Below are 16,451 nucleotides of genomic sequence, written 5' to 3'. Positions count from 1 at the left end.
GATTAGATACGGCTTCTTTCATGTTTATTTATCTTACTTTGTACGCTGGCTGTCTAAGGGCCGAGGCCAATTGAATAAAGGCTGCCCTTTAACGCTTTTTCTGTATCTTCAAGTTCAGAACCTGGATTTTGCTGCTGGATCTTCCATTATCCTACAGATATTGAGCGAGGGTGCTGGCGAATTCCTGAAGCATCTTTTCGTCAATTTCATCAAACCTTTTGATGATTGGGCTGTCGATATCAAGAACTCCTAGCAGTTCTCCATCCTTAAGGAGTGGAACCACGATTTCAGAACGTGATGCAGCATCACAGGCAATATGTCCCGGGAACTGGTGCACATCTTCAATTCGCATGGTTTTGCGTTCTGCTGCAGAGGTTCCGCAAACACCCTTTCCAAACGGGATGCGGACACATGCCGGCAGTCCTTGGAATGGTCCGAGAACAAGCTCTGTTCCTTCCGTAAGGTAAAAGCCCACCCAGTTCACTTCATCGAGGAACTGATTTAAAAGGCTTGACGCATTGCTAAGATTAGCCACCATATTCTTTTCGTCTTCAATAAGAGAAACGAGCTGTTTTATAACCATCTTATAATTTTCTTCTTTATTTCCTTGATAGGATTCTGCATTAAACACAAACATTCACCTTGCTTCCGGTAATTTTTCATAATCTATAGGTCATTAACTATTTCTTTATAACTAAAACTTTCCGCATATCTGTTTCCCCAATTTTAAGCAATAATCCTGTAATTTCGCATATTTATCCGCAGTATTTTCAAATCTCGATGAAAAGAACATGATTAAAAAGGCATCTGCACAATTCGACAGTTTCCTGATAACCCCTGCATGCCATAAAAGTTGTCGAGAAGAAGACAAAGGAGAAACTGCTTCCAGAAAGAATACTTGGTTAGAGAGATGTGCTGCAACAGAAAAGGGAGGGACTCAAAAATGAACCGCCAAACCCGGACTAAACAATTGATTCTAGATGCCGCTCTATATTTATTTCACTTAAAAGGATACCATGCCACTTCCATTCGGGATATTGCCGGGAAGGCGAAAGTCAATCCGGCAAATATAGCCTATTACTTTAAAAATAAGCAAGGCTTGCTGGAATATTGCTTCACCTCATATTTAGAAGAGTATGTAGAAATTCTTGATATCAATATCCTTGAACTGGAGAGAAAAGGTCCAAAACTTTGCCTTAGCGGTATGATCCTGGATATTCTTGAGTTTCAAAAAAAGAATTTCCTTGCATCCAGCTTCATCTATGGAGAATCCTCCTGGGATTCCAGCTTAAACCGTGAAATCCTTTCAACCTATTTTACAAAAGAAAGATTTTACTTTCAATTAATATTGGAAAAAGGAATGAAAGAGCATGCTTTTCAAAACGTCTCCATTCCAGTATTCATTCTTCAGCTTAAAGGCCTGCTTTCTGCCCCTGTTATGCATTCCCATTATGCGATGGAGGTTTTGCATGTCTTTCCTCAGGAGAACTACTATAACGCCAAATATGGAGACGAAATCATTAAATTCCTGCAATCGGCCCTTTATTCGAAAGACTCAGAGATCATGGATTATCGCGAGCCTCAATTATCCACTATGTGAGTCAGGGGATTGGAGAATAGGAAGCAGGTTTTTGTAGCCTTGTCCCACATCTTTAGCCTGATGGGCATCAGATCCATAAACAAGGGGAATGCCGAGCTTTTTTGCATAAATGGCTATATCATCAGGCGGATAGGGTTCCCTGCATAGCGGTTTGAATAGTCCTGCTGCATTGTAATCCAGCTGATAGCCTTTTCGGCGGACTTGATGGAGGATCGCATGCAAACGATATACGAAGTTACGGCGGGACGGGTAATTCAGCTGGAATTTATGTGCCAGGGTGATATGGCCGATGCGAGCGGGCTTATATACCCCAAGATCAGCATCAATGGATTTTTCAACAGCAGAATAATACATGTTATAAACATTGTCCACAGAACCGGATATGCGGGAAAGCTCCCCGAATACATCATCACTGAAATCCATGCAGTACCAGTTTTCCTTTGCATGGAGGAAGTGGACAGATAAAATGCTGTCATCGAGAAATTTTCCGATCCTGTCAAGAAGCTCTTTGGTCTCTTTTTCAAAGCCCTCAATGTAATCGATCTCTAATCCGGCCTTAATCGTTATTTTGTCCTTGTAGGCCCTTTTTAAGGATTCGATTTCCCTGAAATAATCCATAAGGAGCAAAGGGTCCATCCCGCTGTCTTTTTCTGGAGCCGGATCAGCAAATCCTTCAGGCAAAGGAGCATGCTCTGTAAAGGTGATAGCTTCCATTCCGAGTTCGATGGCCCTCCCGATATATTCCTCAAATCCGTCATTTGAACCGTGCGGACAGTAAGGACTGTGCACATGTTTATCACTTTTCAACTAAACCCCTCCAATAAACATTCCATTCATGCATATTTCTACAAAAAAATTCAACTTTCTAGTCAAAAATTATTGCTAACATGGTATCATAAAAGCATTGAAATGAACATTTATTGCATTTATATATAATGTAGAAGTACGGTGAGGCAAGAACAGGGGGCTTATGATGGAATACATACTTGGAGCGATTGCAGTAATACTGGCTTTTATTATTTGGGGGTATTTTTTTAAAAAGAAATATTTTAAAGAAATTGACCGTCTGGAATCATGGAAAATGGATATCATGAACCGCCCTGTACTGGATGAGCTATCTAAGGTTAAACAGTTGAATATGACGGGGGAAACAGAAGAGATGTTTGAAAGATGGCGAAAGGAATGGGACGCCATCATTACCATCCATATGCCTGATGTTGAGGAGCTACTGTTTGATGCAGAAGAATATATTGATAAGTACCGTTTTAAACGTTCGAGGGAAGTACAGCATAAACTGACGCTGAAACTGAAGGGAATTGAAGAGACCATTCAGAACATCCTTGACGAACTAAATGATCTTGTCGGAAGCGAAGAAAAAAACCGGGAAGAAATTGAGGACGTCAAAGAAAATTACCGCACACTGAAAAAGAAGCTGCTCGCCCATCATCACACATATGGAGCAGCTGCAGACAAGCTTGAGTTTATGCTTGATGAAGTTCTGGAGATCCTTCAGCAGTATGAAAGTGCCACAGAAAACGGCAACTACTTAAATGCGAGGGAGCTTGTCCTGACAATCAAGGGAAAGCTTGCAAATGCCGCTTCCAAAATGGAATTGCTTCCGCAGCTTGTAGCTGAAAGCAAAACTTCTTTGCCGAATACCATTGCTGAACTGAAGGATGGATATGCAGAAATGATGCAGCAGGGCTACTCCCTGGATCACATCCAGTTTGAAAAGGAAGTCTCCCGCATTGAACGGGAGCTTGGGTTATATGCTGAATACCTGGACAATGCAGAAACAGAAGAAGTGGAACAAGGCATTGCCGAAATGCATGATAATGTGAATGTATTATATGATCTGCTTGAAAAAGAAGTGTATGCAAGACAATTTATCCAGGCTAATGAAGAACTCCTTCAGGAAGAGATTTATAAACTGGAGTATGAAAATGATAAATTGAAGGCTGAGGCAGCCATTGTCCAGCACAGCTACCATTTAACTGAAAGTGAATTGGAAGCCTACAGGATTTTAGAAAAACAGATTGCGCAGATTGCCAAAAAATATCCGGCCATAAGGATGAAAATTGAAGAAAATACTGTTGCAAGTTCTGAACTAAGCGAAGAGATCATCGAGATCGAAAAGCAGATAAAAGAGATTCAAGAAGAACAAAATGTATTTTCGGGCAAGCTGCAGGCGCTCCGCAAGGATGAAATGGAAGCCAGGGAGGCACTTAAAACTCTCAGGGGGAAAATGGCCGATACAAGCCGCCTGATTACAAAAAGCAACATGCCTGGCCTTCCGGAATCATACAAGGCAGCTATTTACGCCGCAAAGGAAAGCTTTGAGGATGTTCATAACAAGCTGGAAGAAAAACCGCTGGATATGGCTTCGGTACATATTTATCTCGAAAAGGCAGTCGCTGTTGTCGATAGCCTGTACGAAAACACTGAAGAGCTGATCGAGCAAATGTTTTTATCAGAAAAGGTCATCCAATACGGCAACCGCTACCGCAGCCGTTATTCCTCTGTTGCTGATGCGCTGAGGGAAGCTGAAGAAAAATTCAGGACCTATGAATATGAAGCAGCATTAGAGATAGCTGCGAGTTCCATTGAAAAAGTGGAGCCGGGCAGCCTGAAAAAAATAGAAGCGAACCTTGATGAATTATTGACGAGGTAAAGAAGAAGCCGGCGCTAGCCGGCTTCTTCTTTTTGCTGGTCGAAAGCCCCCGCTATGGATAACGACCCTGCATGCAGCGGGACGAAGTGTTCTTAGTCTTTGAGGCGCTTGCGCTTTTGAAATTAATCCAGCTTCAGCGCCTAGCCTCTCGAGGTCATAAGTCACCTCAGAATTGAAGGCAAAAAGCGCCTACTATTCTGAGGAGCCTTATGCTGGTCGAGGCTATCAAGGCGCTTGCGCTTTTTTTTTCAAATGCGGGCAGTTATGGTATTATAAATAGTTGAGTCTTGTCCAACCTTTTTCAGGCTTTGCAGGTATGTATTGTGCTTTGATGGTGGACTTGCCGGCAGCGATTTAAATTAAATAGTGCAGCTTATTTTGCTGTATTCTATAGATATAGACGGACCATGGAGGCGGAAATCATGATTTATTTTGATAACAGTGCGACGACCAAGCCATATCCAGAAGTCATTGAAGCCTTCGCAAAGGTTTCCTCTGAATACTTTGGAAATCCTTCATCGCTTCATGGGATGGGTGCGAGGTCAGAGAAGCTCCTGTCTCAGGCCCGTAAGCAGGTTGCTGATTTGCTTGGTGCTGCTCCTTCTGAAATATATTTCACCTCAGGAGGAACGGAAGGAAATAATCTTGCGGTCAAGGGAGCAGCTGAGGCGAATGCCAAGAGAGGGAAGCATATTATAACAACGGAAATTGAGCATGCTTCTGTGAAAGATGCCTGCCGTTATTTGGAAGGCAAGGGGTTTGAAGTGACATATCTTCCTGTGAACGAAGATGGGCTGATATCACTCCTGGATCTTAAAGAGGCTCTAAGAAGCGACACGATTCTTGTGTCTATTATGCATGTGAATAATGAAGTTGGATCCATACAGCCTATTGAAGAAATCGGCAGGATCGTATCCGGTTATCCGCAGACCCTTTTTCATGTCGACCATGTTCAGGGAATCGGAAAAACCATGCTGAATCTTACAGCAAGCCACATTGATTTATGCACCATTTCTGGCCATAAGTTTCATGCTTTAAAGGGGACAGGCGTATTATATAAAAGAAATGGCGTCAATATCTCTCCGCTATTTTCAGGCGGAAGCCAGGAATCGAAGGTAAGGAGCGGTACAGAAAATGCAGCGGGAATCGTTGCGCTTGCAAAGGCACTGCGCCTTACGCTTTTGCATCAGGAAAAAGATAGAGATAAACTTCTTGAAATCAGGGAATGCCTATACTCCGGTCTTAAGGACATGGATGCTGTCCAAATGAACAGTACTTTGAATGGTGCCCCGCATATCATCAATTTCTCTATACCTGGAATCAAGTCAGAAGTATTCATTCACGCACTCGAAGCAAAGGATATCTTTGTTTCTACAACAAGCGCCTGTTCTTCCAAAAATAAGTCTGCCAGTGAAACGGTTATGAATATGTTCCGCAATAAGGCGAGGGCAGAAAGCGTGGTAAGAATCAGCCTTTCTTACCAAAACAATATAAAGGAAGCAAAAGAGGTCCTGGACGCTATCAGGGCAACGATAGAAAAATTACAAATGGTAATGAGGTAATAAAATGAAATTTGACCATATCATCATACGATACGGAGAAATATCCACAAAAAAAAGAAATAGGAAAGCGTTTGTGGATAAACTCCGCACCCATATTAAATGGACACTCAGGGCTTTTGCAGAGATTAAGATTACCTCCAGCAGGGATAGGATGTTTATTATTTTAAACGGTGCCGATCATGTGAGAATCATTGCTCTGCTCAAGGAAGTATTTGGCATCCAGTCCCTGAGTCCTGCATTAAAAACCGGCCTGGATATAGAAGAAGTGAAAAATGCTGCTTTATTTTATCTCAGCCAGCTGTCAGGAAGCATTGAGACATTTAAAATTTCAACAAGAAGAGCGGATAAAACCTATCCTTACAATACGGATGAAATGAATCATGCCTTAGGCGGACACCTTTTAAGAAACATGGACGGGCTAAAGGTGGATGTAAGAAACCCTGATCTTAACTTAAGGGTTGAAATCAGGCAAGATGCCATTTATTTGACGGGTGAAATTATCCCGGGTGCTGGCGGCCTGCCATTTGGATCAAGCGGGAAGGCGATGCTCATGCTTTCTGGGGGGATAGACAGCCCGGTGGCCGGTTTTTTATCAATGAAACGCGGCCTGGACATAGAATGCATTCATTTTTACAGCCCGCCATTTACAAGCGAGCGATCCAAACAAAAAGTAATTGATCTGTCCAAAAAACTCGCCGAAGTTTATGGAAGCATGAAGCTTCATATTGTTCCGTTTACAGATGTCCAGATGCTGATACAAAAGCAAATACCGGAAAATTATACAATGACAGCCACCCGCAGGGCGATGCTGAAGATTGCTGATAAAATCCGCGAAAAGCAGGAAGGCCTGGCAATCATTACTGGAGAGAGCCTTGGACAGGTTGCCAGTCAGACGCTTAACAGCATGTTTGCAATAAATGAGGTTTCTAATACGCCTATTCTCCGTCCGCTGATTATGATGGATAAAACGGAAATCATTGAACTGGCCAAGGAACATGATACACTTGAAATCTCCAATCTTCCTTATGAGGATTGCTGTACGGTCTTTACACCAGCAAGCCCGAAAACAAAGCCAAAGCGAGAAAAGGTTAATTTTTACGAAAGCTTTGTAGACTTTGAATCGTTAATTGAAGAAGCTGTTGCCAAGACAGAAATTATGAGTTTGACTCCGGAGCAGGAAATCGGTCTCCTGAAAGATTCTGAGGACTTATTCTAAAAAATATTTCATAATATTCCCAGATATAATATATGAATGATGCCATGTGTTTCTGCACAATCTATTACCACAAGGAGGTGAAGAACACATGGCAAATAACAGAAATCAATTGTTAGTTCCTGGTGTATCACAAGCTCTTGAACAAATGAAGTACGAAATTGCAAATGAATTCGGCGTCCAGCTTGGCGCTGACACAACTGCTCGCGCTAACGGATCCGTTGGCGGAGAAATAACTAAACGTTTAGTACAAATGGCGGAACAGCAATTAGGCGGTTACCAAAAGTAATTATAAACTGGATGCAAAGAAGCGGGTTTCTGGCCCGTTTCTTTTTTGTGTTTTACACACTTGGCATGGAAGGCTTATTCATTAATTCGTACTAAAGGAGAATTGAATAAAGATTTTAAAATATCAGAATTATTTAGTATAATGAAAGCAGAAGCTAAAATGCACTGAGAGAGGGGAAACACAATGAATCGAAGTGAACTGCTGGCACCCGCGAAATATAACCTGGTCAGCGAAATAGAGAAGTATGCCGGCAATCCTGAAAAGCTTGCCCTGCAATGGGAAGATGAAGCTGGTTTAAAAAAGGAAATTACATATGAACGTTTGCTTAAGAACGCAAATAGAATTGGAAACGCTTTCCTTAAGGCCGGCCTTAAACAGGGTGACACCCTATTAATAATTATCCCAAGGCTTATTGAAGCATACGAGGTATATATTGCAGCCTTAAAGCTTGGAATGGTTGTTATCCCGAGTTCGGAAATGCTGAGGGCAAAAGATATCCAGTATAGGATTCACCACGGTGAGGTAAAGGGAATCGTAAGCTATTACCCATTTATCGATCAGATTAATGAAGTGGAAGAAGCTGCATCGCTTGTTAAGTTTTCTGTAGGAAAAGAAGCGGATTCCTGGAAGCTTCTTAGCGAAACGGCCCATAATGAGCCAGATCAGCTGGATATGGCAGAAACAAATGCATCGGATATGGCATTCTTATCTTATACATCAGGCACGACAGGAAATCCTAAAGGAGTGGTCCATACCCATGGGTGGGCATTTGCCCATTTAAAGACAGCGGCGCCTAAATGGCTTGCAGTAACGGAAAATGATGTTGTCTGGGCGACAGCAGGACCTGGCTGGCAGAAGTGGATTTGGAGCCCGTTTTTATCCGTGCTAGGCTCAGGGGCCACCGGGCTTGTTTATCACGGCAAATTCGAACCGGAAAAGTATTTGCAGCTCATGCAGGATTATAAAGTGAATGTTCTTTGCTGCACACCGACAGAGTACCGCCTGATTGCAAAAGTGGATGGTTTGCAGAATTATAAGCTTGAAGGGCTGCATAGTGCCGTGTCAGCCGGCGAGCCGCTAAACAGGGAGGTTATCGAAACTTTCCGGAAACATTTTAATATTGATGTGCGGGATGGGTATGGCCAGACGGAAAACACCCTTTTGGTCGGTGTCATAAAAGGAATGGAAATGAAACCGGGATCCATGGGAAAACCAACACCCGGAAATAGGGTTGAAATCATTGATGAAAATGGACAGCCATGCAAGACCGGAGAAGTAGGGGATATTGCTGTCCATATCGAAACGCCTGCATTATTTAAAAAATACTTTAAAGATCCGGAAAGAACAGCCATGCAATTCCGGGGTGATTATTATGTGACCGGTGACAGGGCTTCAAGAGATGAAGATGGATACTTCTGGTTCGAGGGACGTTCAGATGACATCATTATCAGTTCAGGATACACAATTGGACCGTTTGAAGTGGAAGACGCCCTGGTTAAACATCCTTACGTAAAGGAGTGCGCGGTAGTGGGCAGTCCCGATGAAATCCGGGGCCATATTGTTAAGGCCTATGTTGTACTGCGTGACGAAGCGGAAGCAGGCAATCCGGAGTTAATTTCCATCCTTCAGGAGCATGTGAAAAGCTTGACTGCCCCATATAAGTATCCAAGAAAGATTGAATTCATTAAAGAGCTCCCTAAAACGGCTTCAGGAAAAATACGCAGAATTGAATTGAGGAAGAGAGAGGAAACGATTTTAAACTGATTAGAAAGCGAACCAGGATGGTAAATCTGCAGACTGGGTTCATAGTGAAAAAAAGCTGTTTTCGTTGCTGCTTTGGAACAAGGTGGCTGATTTCCGCTCCAGGATGCTCGCTTTCCGCGGGGCAGGCGGTGAGCCTCCTCTGCTGCGCCTGCGGGGTCTCACCTTCCTGCTAATCCCGCAGGAGTCTCGCACCTTACGCTCCAATCAGCCAGGCTTAACAATGAGATCTCACTTAACGCAATAAAAAAACAACAATCCTTATGTGAAAAGAGCCAAAAGAAAACATCTAGAAGCGGATGCTTTTACTTTTATGGCTCTTTTTTCGTAAACCCATTTGTTTTATTAATGGTTGGATTAACATAGGAAATTACTTGCAAAATGGTAATATAAATATAAATGGAGGTGAAATCGTGGGAACTCTTGGTACAGTAGCTTCAATAGTTGCTGGAGTTTTTGTCATTTATTTAGGGTATCTGATTGGAGCAAAAAAGATGTTATCCTTAATCATTGGTTATAGTGACAGAACATTTTACGGAGATGAAGATAAATACGCTAAAAGAACAGGTTTATCAGCAATAATATTAGGAATTCTTATTATTACACTGCCTTTAGCAGTTTGGGTTTTTGGCGAAGGCTCCGTACAGATATACAAATATATTATCGGTGTATATGCTGTATTAATGATTTTGGTGGCTAATTATTGGCGATTTAGATTTTAGACCAATGTATAGGATGGCGACTGCTGTCCTTTTTAATGCCACAAAAAACCCCCTTAAACCGTTTCTTTGTTATATCAGGTTTCAGTAATTTTTTTGTTTCATCGAATTAAATAACGCCGCATTTGAACTGATTTGGTTAATTTGCTGATTCTTCATAAACATATTCCCCCAACGCCTCCTTAAACCCATGTATCAACACTTCAACAGTATGGTCAATAAAGCCGCATTTCTGCGAAAAGAGCCTTTTTTATTAGGCTCTGTTAAATTTTTATGTTGATTTTTCACAATTGTAAAAGGGCTATAAAAAGCCCTTTATTGTTCGTAATAATAAGCATTTGTCCAATGGTAATCCTTACCCTTGTTTTTACACCAGTTAACAAAGTCCTTTTTTTGTTCGTTTTTAAACAACATCCAATCATTCAACAGTTCTCTATAATAGTTAATTTCGTCATCATTATCTTTTCTAGTTTGTTGACATTCTACCTTATCATTTAACTGCTGTAACTTAGTAATAAGCAGAGAATCTTCTTCAATATTACCCAAATATAAATCTTCAGATATATGATGAAACGAATACCAAAGCGAGTACAAATTAATATCAATGAGTTTTAACAAAGATAATTGTTCGCTTTTGCCGCCAAGTTCAATTGAGCTGTTTAAGTATTCAATACGGTTTTCGGTTTGTAAAAATAAGCCATACCACCTATATGGTCTTGGTTCTTTTGGATTTTTCTTTATCCATTCCTCAAGTATAGGCTTTAATAAATTTTCCTCTAAAGGATGAACAAGTAAGTGGTGAATATTGTCTGATACTTCAAATAAAGCAAATAGCCAACAAGCGAAATTCTGTTGTTTATCTTTATCCCATTTCCTTGCTTCATCTATAAATGAGGATAATAGTTTAAAGGATTCTTTCCGTAGCCCTTTATCTTTGAGGACACAATACTTTTTGAATAACTGATATTCATCCAATCTATCGTTTTTCAAAACATTGGTTAAAATATTTTCCATTTCGCACTTCCCATCTCGTTTTCAAATTAGTCGACCCTAACGAAATTACTAGAGTCAAACTATCAGAAATATATTGCCCGCTATTTTTTTACTTTATCTATCATTATCTAAATCACTATCAAAGAAAGATTTTTTAGCTTCTGTATGTTCATATTTTTTCTCTAGGTGTTTGCCGACAATAGATTGATTAATGCCTTCTTTGACTGCTGTCTTAATAACCAAATACAGAATGAATAAGCCAATCAAGTACAAAATAATAGGTAAAAGTGTTTGCATAACAATCCTCCTGTCAATCTGTTACCAAGGCGGCACAGCTCAATTTCGTTTGATCCAATTTGCTCATATAAAAACAGCTGGCCCGTCCGTGTATCTATTCTTTTGGGACTTGTTTGCCTTTTAGTAATCACTTAGCCTGCTTTAGTTGCTTGGGTGTTTATAAGTAAAAAAAAACCTGTATGGCAGGGCTCTCCAGGTAAAATTAATATCTGCTATTATACTATGATTTTCATCGATAGATAGAGCTTGCGTAAATATTGTTAGAATATTTACATAATGTTACACTTTAAGAAAATATAATACACAGCTAAAAGGGAGTGCAGCTTTGTGGGGATTTTGTGGGGCAATGGAAATATATACACAATGACGGAAGAAGGCAATATGGCTGAGGCTTTATTTACTGAACAAGGAACAATCATTGAAGCAGGGGTGGCTTCTGAGCTTGAGAAGAAATATCATTCAAGGATTACAGAAAGGGTCAATCTGAATCATGCTACAATGATTCCGGGGCTTGTTGACAGCCATATGCATCTTGTCGGGCATGGAGAGAGGCTGATGAGACTGGATCTTTCCGAGATGAAAAGCCGTGAAGAAGTATTGCGTGCTGTCCGTGATAAATGCAGGTCAACACCAGAGGGCAAATGGGTTGTCGCAGAAGGCTGGAATGAAAATGAATGGGAAGATTCCACTCTTATATTATCTGATGATTTGGATGCATTATCTGTGAGTCATCCTGTGATTTTAAAGAGAATTTGCCGTCATGCCCTAGTCGCAAATTCAAGAGCCATGAAGGAAGCAGCTGTGGCGCAGGATGTGAAAGTGCCTGCGGGAGGGGTTATCGGCAGATATCCTGACGGCCGGCTGAACGGGATGTTTAAGGAAGACCCGGCCCAGGAGCTTGTGCTAAACAGCATCCCGGGCATTACAAAGGAATACATAGAATCAGCTCTCCGTATGGCAATCTCTGATTGTTACCGGCTTGGACTGACTGGCTGCCATACGGAAGATCTGCATTATTACAATGGTTTTTTGCCGACCTATGAAGCTTTTGTTACAGTGATCGAAAAAGAAGGAATGAGTTTTAGGGCGAATTTGCTTGTCCATCATGAAGCAGCCGCTGATATGCATGGACACGGCTACTCGTACAGAGGAGGCACAACGTACATTGAATTTGATAGTATGAAGATTTTCGCGGATGGTTCATTGGGAGGAAATACGGCTCTTTTAAGCAAACCGTACTCAGATCAGCCGGAAACACAGGGTGTTGCCATTTTTACACCGGAAGAACTGAAGGAATTAGTAAAAAAAGCAAGGTCCTTACACATGCCTGTTGCCATACATGCAATTGGGGATTTGGCGTTTGAGTACGCCCTCGATGCCATTGAAGCCTTTCCGCCCGAACAAGGTTTAAGGGACAGGCTGATTCACGCCCAGATTATGAGAAAGGATCTGATTCACCGCGCCAAATCATTGCCGCTTATCTTTGATATTCAGCCTGGATTTGTACCTTCCGATTTTCCATGGGTTATAGAGAAGGTCAGCAGTGATTTAATAGAGCAAAGTTATGCATGGAAAACCTATCTGGATGAAGGGATACATTGTGCAGGCGGCTCAGATGCGCCGATTGAAAAACTTAATCCGCTTTTGGGCATCCACGCAGCCGTAACCAGAACAAAGCCGGACAGCGAGGATAAGGAGATATTTGGAGAAGATCAGTGCCTTTCAGTATTTGAGGCCGTGTCTTTATATACAAAAGGAAGTGCCTACGCAATTGGCCAGGAGCAGAAGCGGGGCAAAATTGCACCAGGGTATATGGCTGATTTTACCGTGCTGGACACCGATATTTTTTCTGCAGAGAAATCGGATCTGCTGACAGCGCGGGCGGTCATGACGGTTGTGGATGGCAGGATCGTATATAAATCCGCAGATTACGATTTATGATATAATATTTGGTTTAAGAAACGAAGGAAAGAAGGAAGAAGATGAAACACGAAAACGAAAAAGAAGGCATATTTTATGCAGCCCTTTCCTATGTGATCTGGGGAATCATCCCTATCTACTGGAAATTTGTACAGCAGGTCCAGCCATACGAAATCCTGGCACACAGAATCATCTGGTCATTTGTCTTTATGGGTGCCCTTTTAGTAGTCACAAAGAAATGGAAGCTATTTACCGCTTATCTTAAACAAATATCAAAGGAGCCAAGGAAATTATTTGCTCTTTTCGCTGCGTCCCTGCTGGTAAGCGCAAACTGGGGAGTTTTTATTTGGGCCGTCAATTCAAATCATATTCTTGAGACGAGCCTTGGCTATTATATTAATCCTCTTGTCAGTGTCTTATTGGGCGTTATTGTTTTAAAGGAGCGCTTATCGGGAGCACAGGTCCTGTCTTTTTGCTTAGCTGCAGCAGGGGTGCTTATACTGGGAATTCACTTTGGCTCCATACCATGGGTATCACTCATTCTGGCCATTACCTTTGGCTTGTATGGCCTTGCCAAAAAGATGATCAGTGCAGATTCAGCCATAGGCCTGACATTGGAGACGATGATGGTGACTCCGCTTGCACTGGGCTATTGCGTGTATCTTGCTTTATCATCACATTCTTCATTTTTCGGATCAGGATCTGTCAGTCTCTTTCTGATAGGAGGAGGGATTGCGACAGCTCTTCCGCTTTTGTATTTTGCTAAAGGAGCTCAGTTGGTTCCTTTATCGATGCTCGGCTTTCTTCAATATATTGCTCCGACATTGACATTGATCCTTGGAGTATTTGTTTATCATGAAACATTCACTAAAACACATCTAGTGGCCTTCATTTTCATTTGGAGCGCGCTGGCGATATACTCCCTCTCCAAGACCAAATGGGGGACGGCAGGTGCAGGAAGAATGAAAGGAAAAAGAAAAATCGGAGCATGAAAAAAATAGAGATGGCAAATATGCCATCTCTATAAAAATGTCCTTCTGACTTTTTCCCAAAATGAGTTATCTTTTAATTTGACCGTTTTAATTTTCCTGCCGCTTAAATTTACTTTTATTTGATTCACATGCCGGATGCTCATGGCTTCGTTATCCATGCCGATTGTCGGGTATTCATTGCCGTTTTGCGAAACATGGACTGTCAAAGATCTATTTTCCCCAAGGATGAATGAAGAGCCGAGCGTGCGATATGTATTATTATTCAAAGAAGCCAGTTCGCTGACCTGGAAACAGGGCAGGGAAGGATCGACAACGGCGCCGTTCACCGATTTGTTATATGCTGTGCTTCCTGTAGGAGTAGCAATCACTATGCCATCGCCCCGAAAGGTTTCAAAATGGATGTCATCAATGAACAAATCCATAACCACTGTTTTAATGACAGATGAACGGATGCTCAATTCGTTAAGGGCGTAAAAGGAAGGCTGATTATCAAGAGTGATTTCAATTGTCGGATATCTCCGCACTTCTATTTGTTCCTGTGTCATGGAATCAATCATCTTGCTCGTATCATCCAATAAGAAGTCACAGTACATATTTAAGCTTCCTCCGGTTGAAATTCCCGCATATAGACAATCCTCCCTGAATCCGGTTTTCCGGACAGCCTGAAGAAAGGTCCCGTCACCGCCGACACTTAAGATGATGTTGGCTTGTCTGGCATCCTTAACAATATTAAAGGAATACCTCTCTGCTAAATCATGCAGCGGACGGATTTTTTCAAGCATGTCAGATGAATTTGTATGGAAAAAATAAATATTTCGGCGATTGGACATCAATTTTCCTCCCGTTCATTTTTTCAGACTTTTGATGCTGCTCAAAGTAAGTCATCCTGGAGCAAATCAAAGTCTTCACTGTGAAATCAGTTTATCATGAAGCATGGCATTTTACATGTAAGAGGTTTCAAAATGCCGGAGACAAGGTAAAACTAGAAAGTGATAGTATTGTTCATCTGCCTTGCTTCAATTAATACCCCCCCTTACAGACCTGTATAGCCCTGCTTTCAGGTTTATTTTTTTGCCTTCATGCGAATACTGGAAAGCGGAAGGGATGTGAGCTTATCATCTGGATTTTGTATCTTTTTCTTTTTCTTATAGGTGTACTTTTCCTGCTTTTTTTTACAAAGGTGAAGGTAATCATTTTCTATAACTGCCAGCAAGGACAAAATCAATTGACTATTAAGCTCCGTTCCTGGTTTGGCCTCATCCGCTATACCATTCATGTTCCAGAAAGGGACAAAGATGACTCTGAAAAAATACATAAAGGGAAAATGGCTGCAGAAGACGCCATAAATTCTGCAGGAGATTTTTTCAGCAGTGCTGAGGATATAAAGGAAATTTTGGGACATATAGGCGCGGTCCATCGTATAATGAAGAATTTCTTAAGAAAAGTGCGGCTCTCAAAGTTTGAATGCCATACATCTATCGGGGCAGGAGATGCTGCATTAACGGCTGTCCTGTCAGGGGGGATTCTTGCGCTTCAATCATGGATAATCGCCCTTCTCTGTATGTATGTAACATGTAAAATAGTTCCTTCCTATTCTGTGACTTCTGTTTTCCAAAAACCTGCTGCAGGGATTGTTCTTTCTTGTATATTTCAATTTAGGTTAGGAAAAGCTATTTTGGCAGGAATTAAACTGTTTCGTTATTGGAAAAGCATACATGCTGAATCTGAAAAAGATAGTATGCAAAATTTTGCGGCTGATTCAAACGGACAAACATTTTAGAAGGAGGAACATGAAATGTCAGACCATCCAATTCAAGGCTTAATGACAGCGGCAATGGAAAATCTTAAAGAAATGGTTGATGTGAATACAATTATTGGAGATCCGGTGGAAACGCCTGATGGCAGTGTCATTTTGACGGTTTCGAAGGTAGGCTTCGGATTTGCTGCAGGTGGAAGCGAATTCTCAGGGGGCAATCAAAGCCAGGACAGCTCTGCTTCACAGCCATTTGGCGGCGGCAGCGGCGGGGGCGTTTCCATCACTCCGATTGCCTTTTTAATCGTAGGGTCACAGGGTATTAAGATGCTTCACCTGAATGATGGGACGCATTTAATGGAAAAGCTTCTTGATGCAGCACCCGCTGTCATCGATAAAATTCAGTCCATGCTTTCTAAAAGCGGCACGAATAAAGAGCAGAATAATGACAGCCAAAGCGTATCAGGCGAGCCTGACAGGCGGGAAAAAGGAAGCAGGGGCCATGATGAAAAACAGGACCGGCGCCCGCAGAGACAGGATTTTGATTTTTAATAAAGGCTCTTTACTTAAAGATTGTAGTTTTTTATATGTTTTGTGAAGCGGTCCCGTTGTTAAACAAGGTTGATTGGAGTGTAAGGTGCGGGACTCATGTTTAGATTAGCGGGAAGGTGAGACCCCGCA

16 protein-coding genes are annotated in these 16,451 nt (G+C 41.7%); 11 read left to right on the top strand and 5 right to left on the bottom strand.

Annotation, left to right across the window (positions count from 1 at the left end):
- Nucleotides 1-151 precede the first annotated feature (151 nt).
- Complete coding sequence (locus BIV59_RS03190; RefSeq protein WP_071350005.1) at nucleotides 152-631, bottom strand: GAF domain-containing protein; 480 nt, start codon at nucleotides 629-631, stop codon at nucleotides 152-154.
- A 312-nt stretch (nucleotides 632-943) separates the two neighbouring features.
- Here BIV59_RS03190 and refZ point away from each other — a divergent pair, with 312 nt between their 5' ends.
- Nucleotides 944-1,600 (top strand): forespore capture DNA-binding protein RefZ, encoded by a 657-nt coding sequence (refZ, locus tag BIV59_RS03185; protein ID WP_071350003.1) that lies wholly within the window; start codon nucleotides 944-946, stop codon nucleotides 1,598-1,600.
- Here refZ and hisJ read toward each other — a convergent pair.
- Nucleotides 1,586-2,407 carry a histidinol-phosphatase HisJ gene (hisJ, locus tag BIV59_RS03180; protein WP_071350002.1) on the bottom strand — a complete coding sequence of 274 codons (822 nt, stop codon included), beginning with the start codon at nucleotides 2,405-2,407 and terminating at the stop codon, nucleotides 1,586-1,588. The two genes, refZ and hisJ, sit on opposite strands and share 15 nt — an antisense overlap.
- A 166-nt stretch (nucleotides 2,408-2,573) precedes the next feature.
- On the opposite strand from hisJ, the gene ezrA reads away from it, so the two are divergent.
- The 6 genes from ezrA (at nucleotide 2,574) to BIV59_RS03150 (ending at nucleotide 9,818) form a co-directional block, all read left to right on the top strand.
- On the top strand, nucleotides 2,574-4,271 hold the full coding sequence (gene ezrA, locus BIV59_RS03175; protein WP_071350001.1) for a septation ring formation regulator EzrA: 1,698 nt from the start codon (nucleotides 2,574-2,576) through the stop codon (nucleotides 4,269-4,271).
- Nucleotides 4,272-4,693: 422 nt separating this feature from the next.
- A complete protein-coding gene (locus tag BIV59_RS03170; RefSeq protein WP_071350000.1) occupies nucleotides 4,694-5,833 on the top strand; it encodes a cysteine desulfurase family protein in 1,140 nt (379 codons plus the stop codon).
- 4 nt (nucleotides 5,834-5,837) lie between these two features.
- Nucleotides 5,838-7,049, top strand: coding sequence for a tRNA uracil 4-sulfurtransferase ThiI (thiI, locus tag BIV59_RS03165; protein ID WP_071349999.1), 1,212 nt, complete (start codon nucleotides 5,838-5,840; stop codon nucleotides 7,047-7,049).
- A gap of 88 nt (nucleotides 7,050-7,137) precedes the next feature.
- Nucleotides 7,138-7,335 (top strand): alpha/beta-type small acid-soluble spore protein, encoded by a 198-nt coding sequence (locus BIV59_RS03160; RefSeq protein WP_071349998.1) that lies wholly within the window; start codon nucleotides 7,138-7,140, stop codon nucleotides 7,333-7,335.
- Nucleotides 7,336-7,518: 183 nt separating this feature from the next.
- Nucleotides 7,519-9,099 carry an acyl-CoA synthetase MbcS gene (mbcS, locus tag BIV59_RS03155; protein ID WP_071349997.1) on the top strand — a complete coding sequence of 527 codons (1,581 nt, stop codon included), beginning with the start codon at nucleotides 7,519-7,521 and terminating at the stop codon, nucleotides 9,097-9,099.
- 410 nt (nucleotides 9,100-9,509) lie between these two features.
- Nucleotides 9,510-9,818 (top strand): DUF3784 domain-containing protein, encoded by a 309-nt coding sequence (locus BIV59_RS03150; RefSeq protein WP_083392020.1) that lies wholly within the window; start codon nucleotides 9,510-9,512, stop codon nucleotides 9,816-9,818.
- Between the two features lie 312 nt (nucleotides 9,819-10,130).
- Here BIV59_RS03150 and BIV59_RS03145 read toward each other — a convergent pair whose 3' ends face one another.
- Together BIV59_RS03145 and BIV59_RS03140 are read right to left on the bottom strand one after the other, a co-directional pair.
- Nucleotides 10,131-10,829, bottom strand: coding sequence for a hypothetical protein (locus BIV59_RS03145; RefSeq protein WP_071349996.1), 699 nt, complete (start codon nucleotides 10,827-10,829; stop codon nucleotides 10,131-10,133).
- Between the two features lie 93 nt (nucleotides 10,830-10,922).
- Entirely contained in the window at nucleotides 10,923-11,105 is a 183-nt protein-coding gene (locus BIV59_RS03140) for a hypothetical protein (protein WP_071349995.1), read from the bottom strand.
- A gap of 327 nt (nucleotides 11,106-11,432) precedes the next feature.
- Between BIV59_RS03140 and BIV59_RS03135 the strand changes: the two genes are divergently transcribed.
- Together BIV59_RS03135 and rarD are read left to right on the top strand one after the other, a co-directional pair.
- On the top strand, nucleotides 11,433-13,046 hold the full coding sequence (locus BIV59_RS03135) for an amidohydrolase (RefSeq protein ID WP_071349994.1): 1,614 nt from the start codon (nucleotides 11,433-11,435) through the stop codon (nucleotides 13,044-13,046).
- Between the two features lie 41 nt (nucleotides 13,047-13,087).
- Complete coding sequence (rarD, locus tag BIV59_RS03130; protein ID WP_071349993.1) at nucleotides 13,088-14,017, top strand: EamA family transporter RarD; 930 nt, start codon at nucleotides 13,088-13,090, stop codon at nucleotides 14,015-14,017.
- Between the two features lie 29 nt (nucleotides 14,018-14,046).
- On the opposite strand, the gene BIV59_RS03125 is transcribed toward rarD, so the two are convergent.
- A complete protein-coding gene (locus tag BIV59_RS03125; RefSeq protein ID WP_071349992.1) occupies nucleotides 14,047-14,847 on the bottom strand; it encodes an NAD kinase in 801 nt (266 codons plus the stop codon).
- 395 nt (nucleotides 14,848-15,242) lie between these two features.
- Between BIV59_RS03125 and BIV59_RS03120 the strand changes: the two genes are divergently transcribed.
- On the top strand, nucleotides 15,243-15,797 hold the full coding sequence (locus tag BIV59_RS03120) for a DUF2953 domain-containing protein (RefSeq protein WP_071349991.1): 555 nt from the start codon (nucleotides 15,243-15,245) through the stop codon (nucleotides 15,795-15,797).
- A 15-nt stretch (nucleotides 15,798-15,812) separates the two neighbouring features.
- Nucleotides 15,813-16,322, top strand: coding sequence for a GerW family sporulation protein (gene ytfJ / locus BIV59_RS03115; RefSeq protein ID WP_083392019.1), 510 nt, complete (start codon nucleotides 15,813-15,815; stop codon nucleotides 16,320-16,322).
- Nucleotides 16,323-16,451: the final 129 nt, after the last annotated feature.

Origin of the sequence: Bacillus sp. MUM 13 (assembly GCF_001866725.1) — a bacterium.
Classification (GTDB): domain Bacteria; phylum Bacillota; class Bacilli; order Bacillales; family DSM-1321; genus Peribacillus.
Note: the sequence above shows the minus strand (reverse complement) of the source record. Positions and strands in the feature narration are given on the sequence as shown.

Bases quoted from the DNA above. Each gene is read 5' to 3' on its own strand.
- ytfJ (WP_083392019.1), top strand. From the start codon at position 15,813: ATGTCAGACCATCCAATTCAAGGCTTAATGACAGCGGCAATGGAAAAT.
- BIV59_RS03170 (WP_071350000.1), top strand. From the start codon at position 4,694: ATGATTTATTTTGATAACAGTGCGACGACCAAGCCATATCCAGAAGTC.
- refZ (WP_071350003.1), top strand. From the start codon at position 944: ATGAACCGCCAAACCCGGACTAAACAATTGATTCTAGATGCCGCTCTA.
- rarD (WP_071349993.1), top strand. From the start codon at position 13,088: ATGAAACACGAAAACGAAAAAGAAGGCATATTTTATGCAGCCCTTTCC.
- BIV59_RS03145 (WP_071349996.1), bottom strand. From the start codon at position 10,829: ATGGAAAATATTTTAACCAATGTTTTGAAAAACGATAGATTGGATGAA.
- mbcS (WP_071349997.1), top strand. From the start codon at position 7,519: ATGAATCGAAGTGAACTGCTGGCACCCGCGAAATATAACCTGGTCAGC.
- ezrA (WP_071350001.1), top strand. From the start codon at position 2,574: ATGGAATACATACTTGGAGCGATTGCAGTAATACTGGCTTTTATTATT.
- BIV59_RS03160 (WP_071349998.1), top strand. From the start codon at position 7,138: ATGGCAAATAACAGAAATCAATTGTTAGTTCCTGGTGTATCACAAGCT.
- BIV59_RS03140 (WP_071349995.1), bottom strand. From the start codon at position 11,105: ATGCAAACACTTTTACCTATTATTTTGTACTTGATTGGCTTATTCATT.
- BIV59_RS03125 (WP_071349992.1), bottom strand. From the start codon at position 14,847: ATGTCCAATCGCCGAAATATTTATTTTTTCCATACAAATTCATCTGAC.
- thiI (WP_071349999.1), top strand. From the start codon at position 5,838: ATGAAATTTGACCATATCATCATACGATACGGAGAAATATCCACAAAA.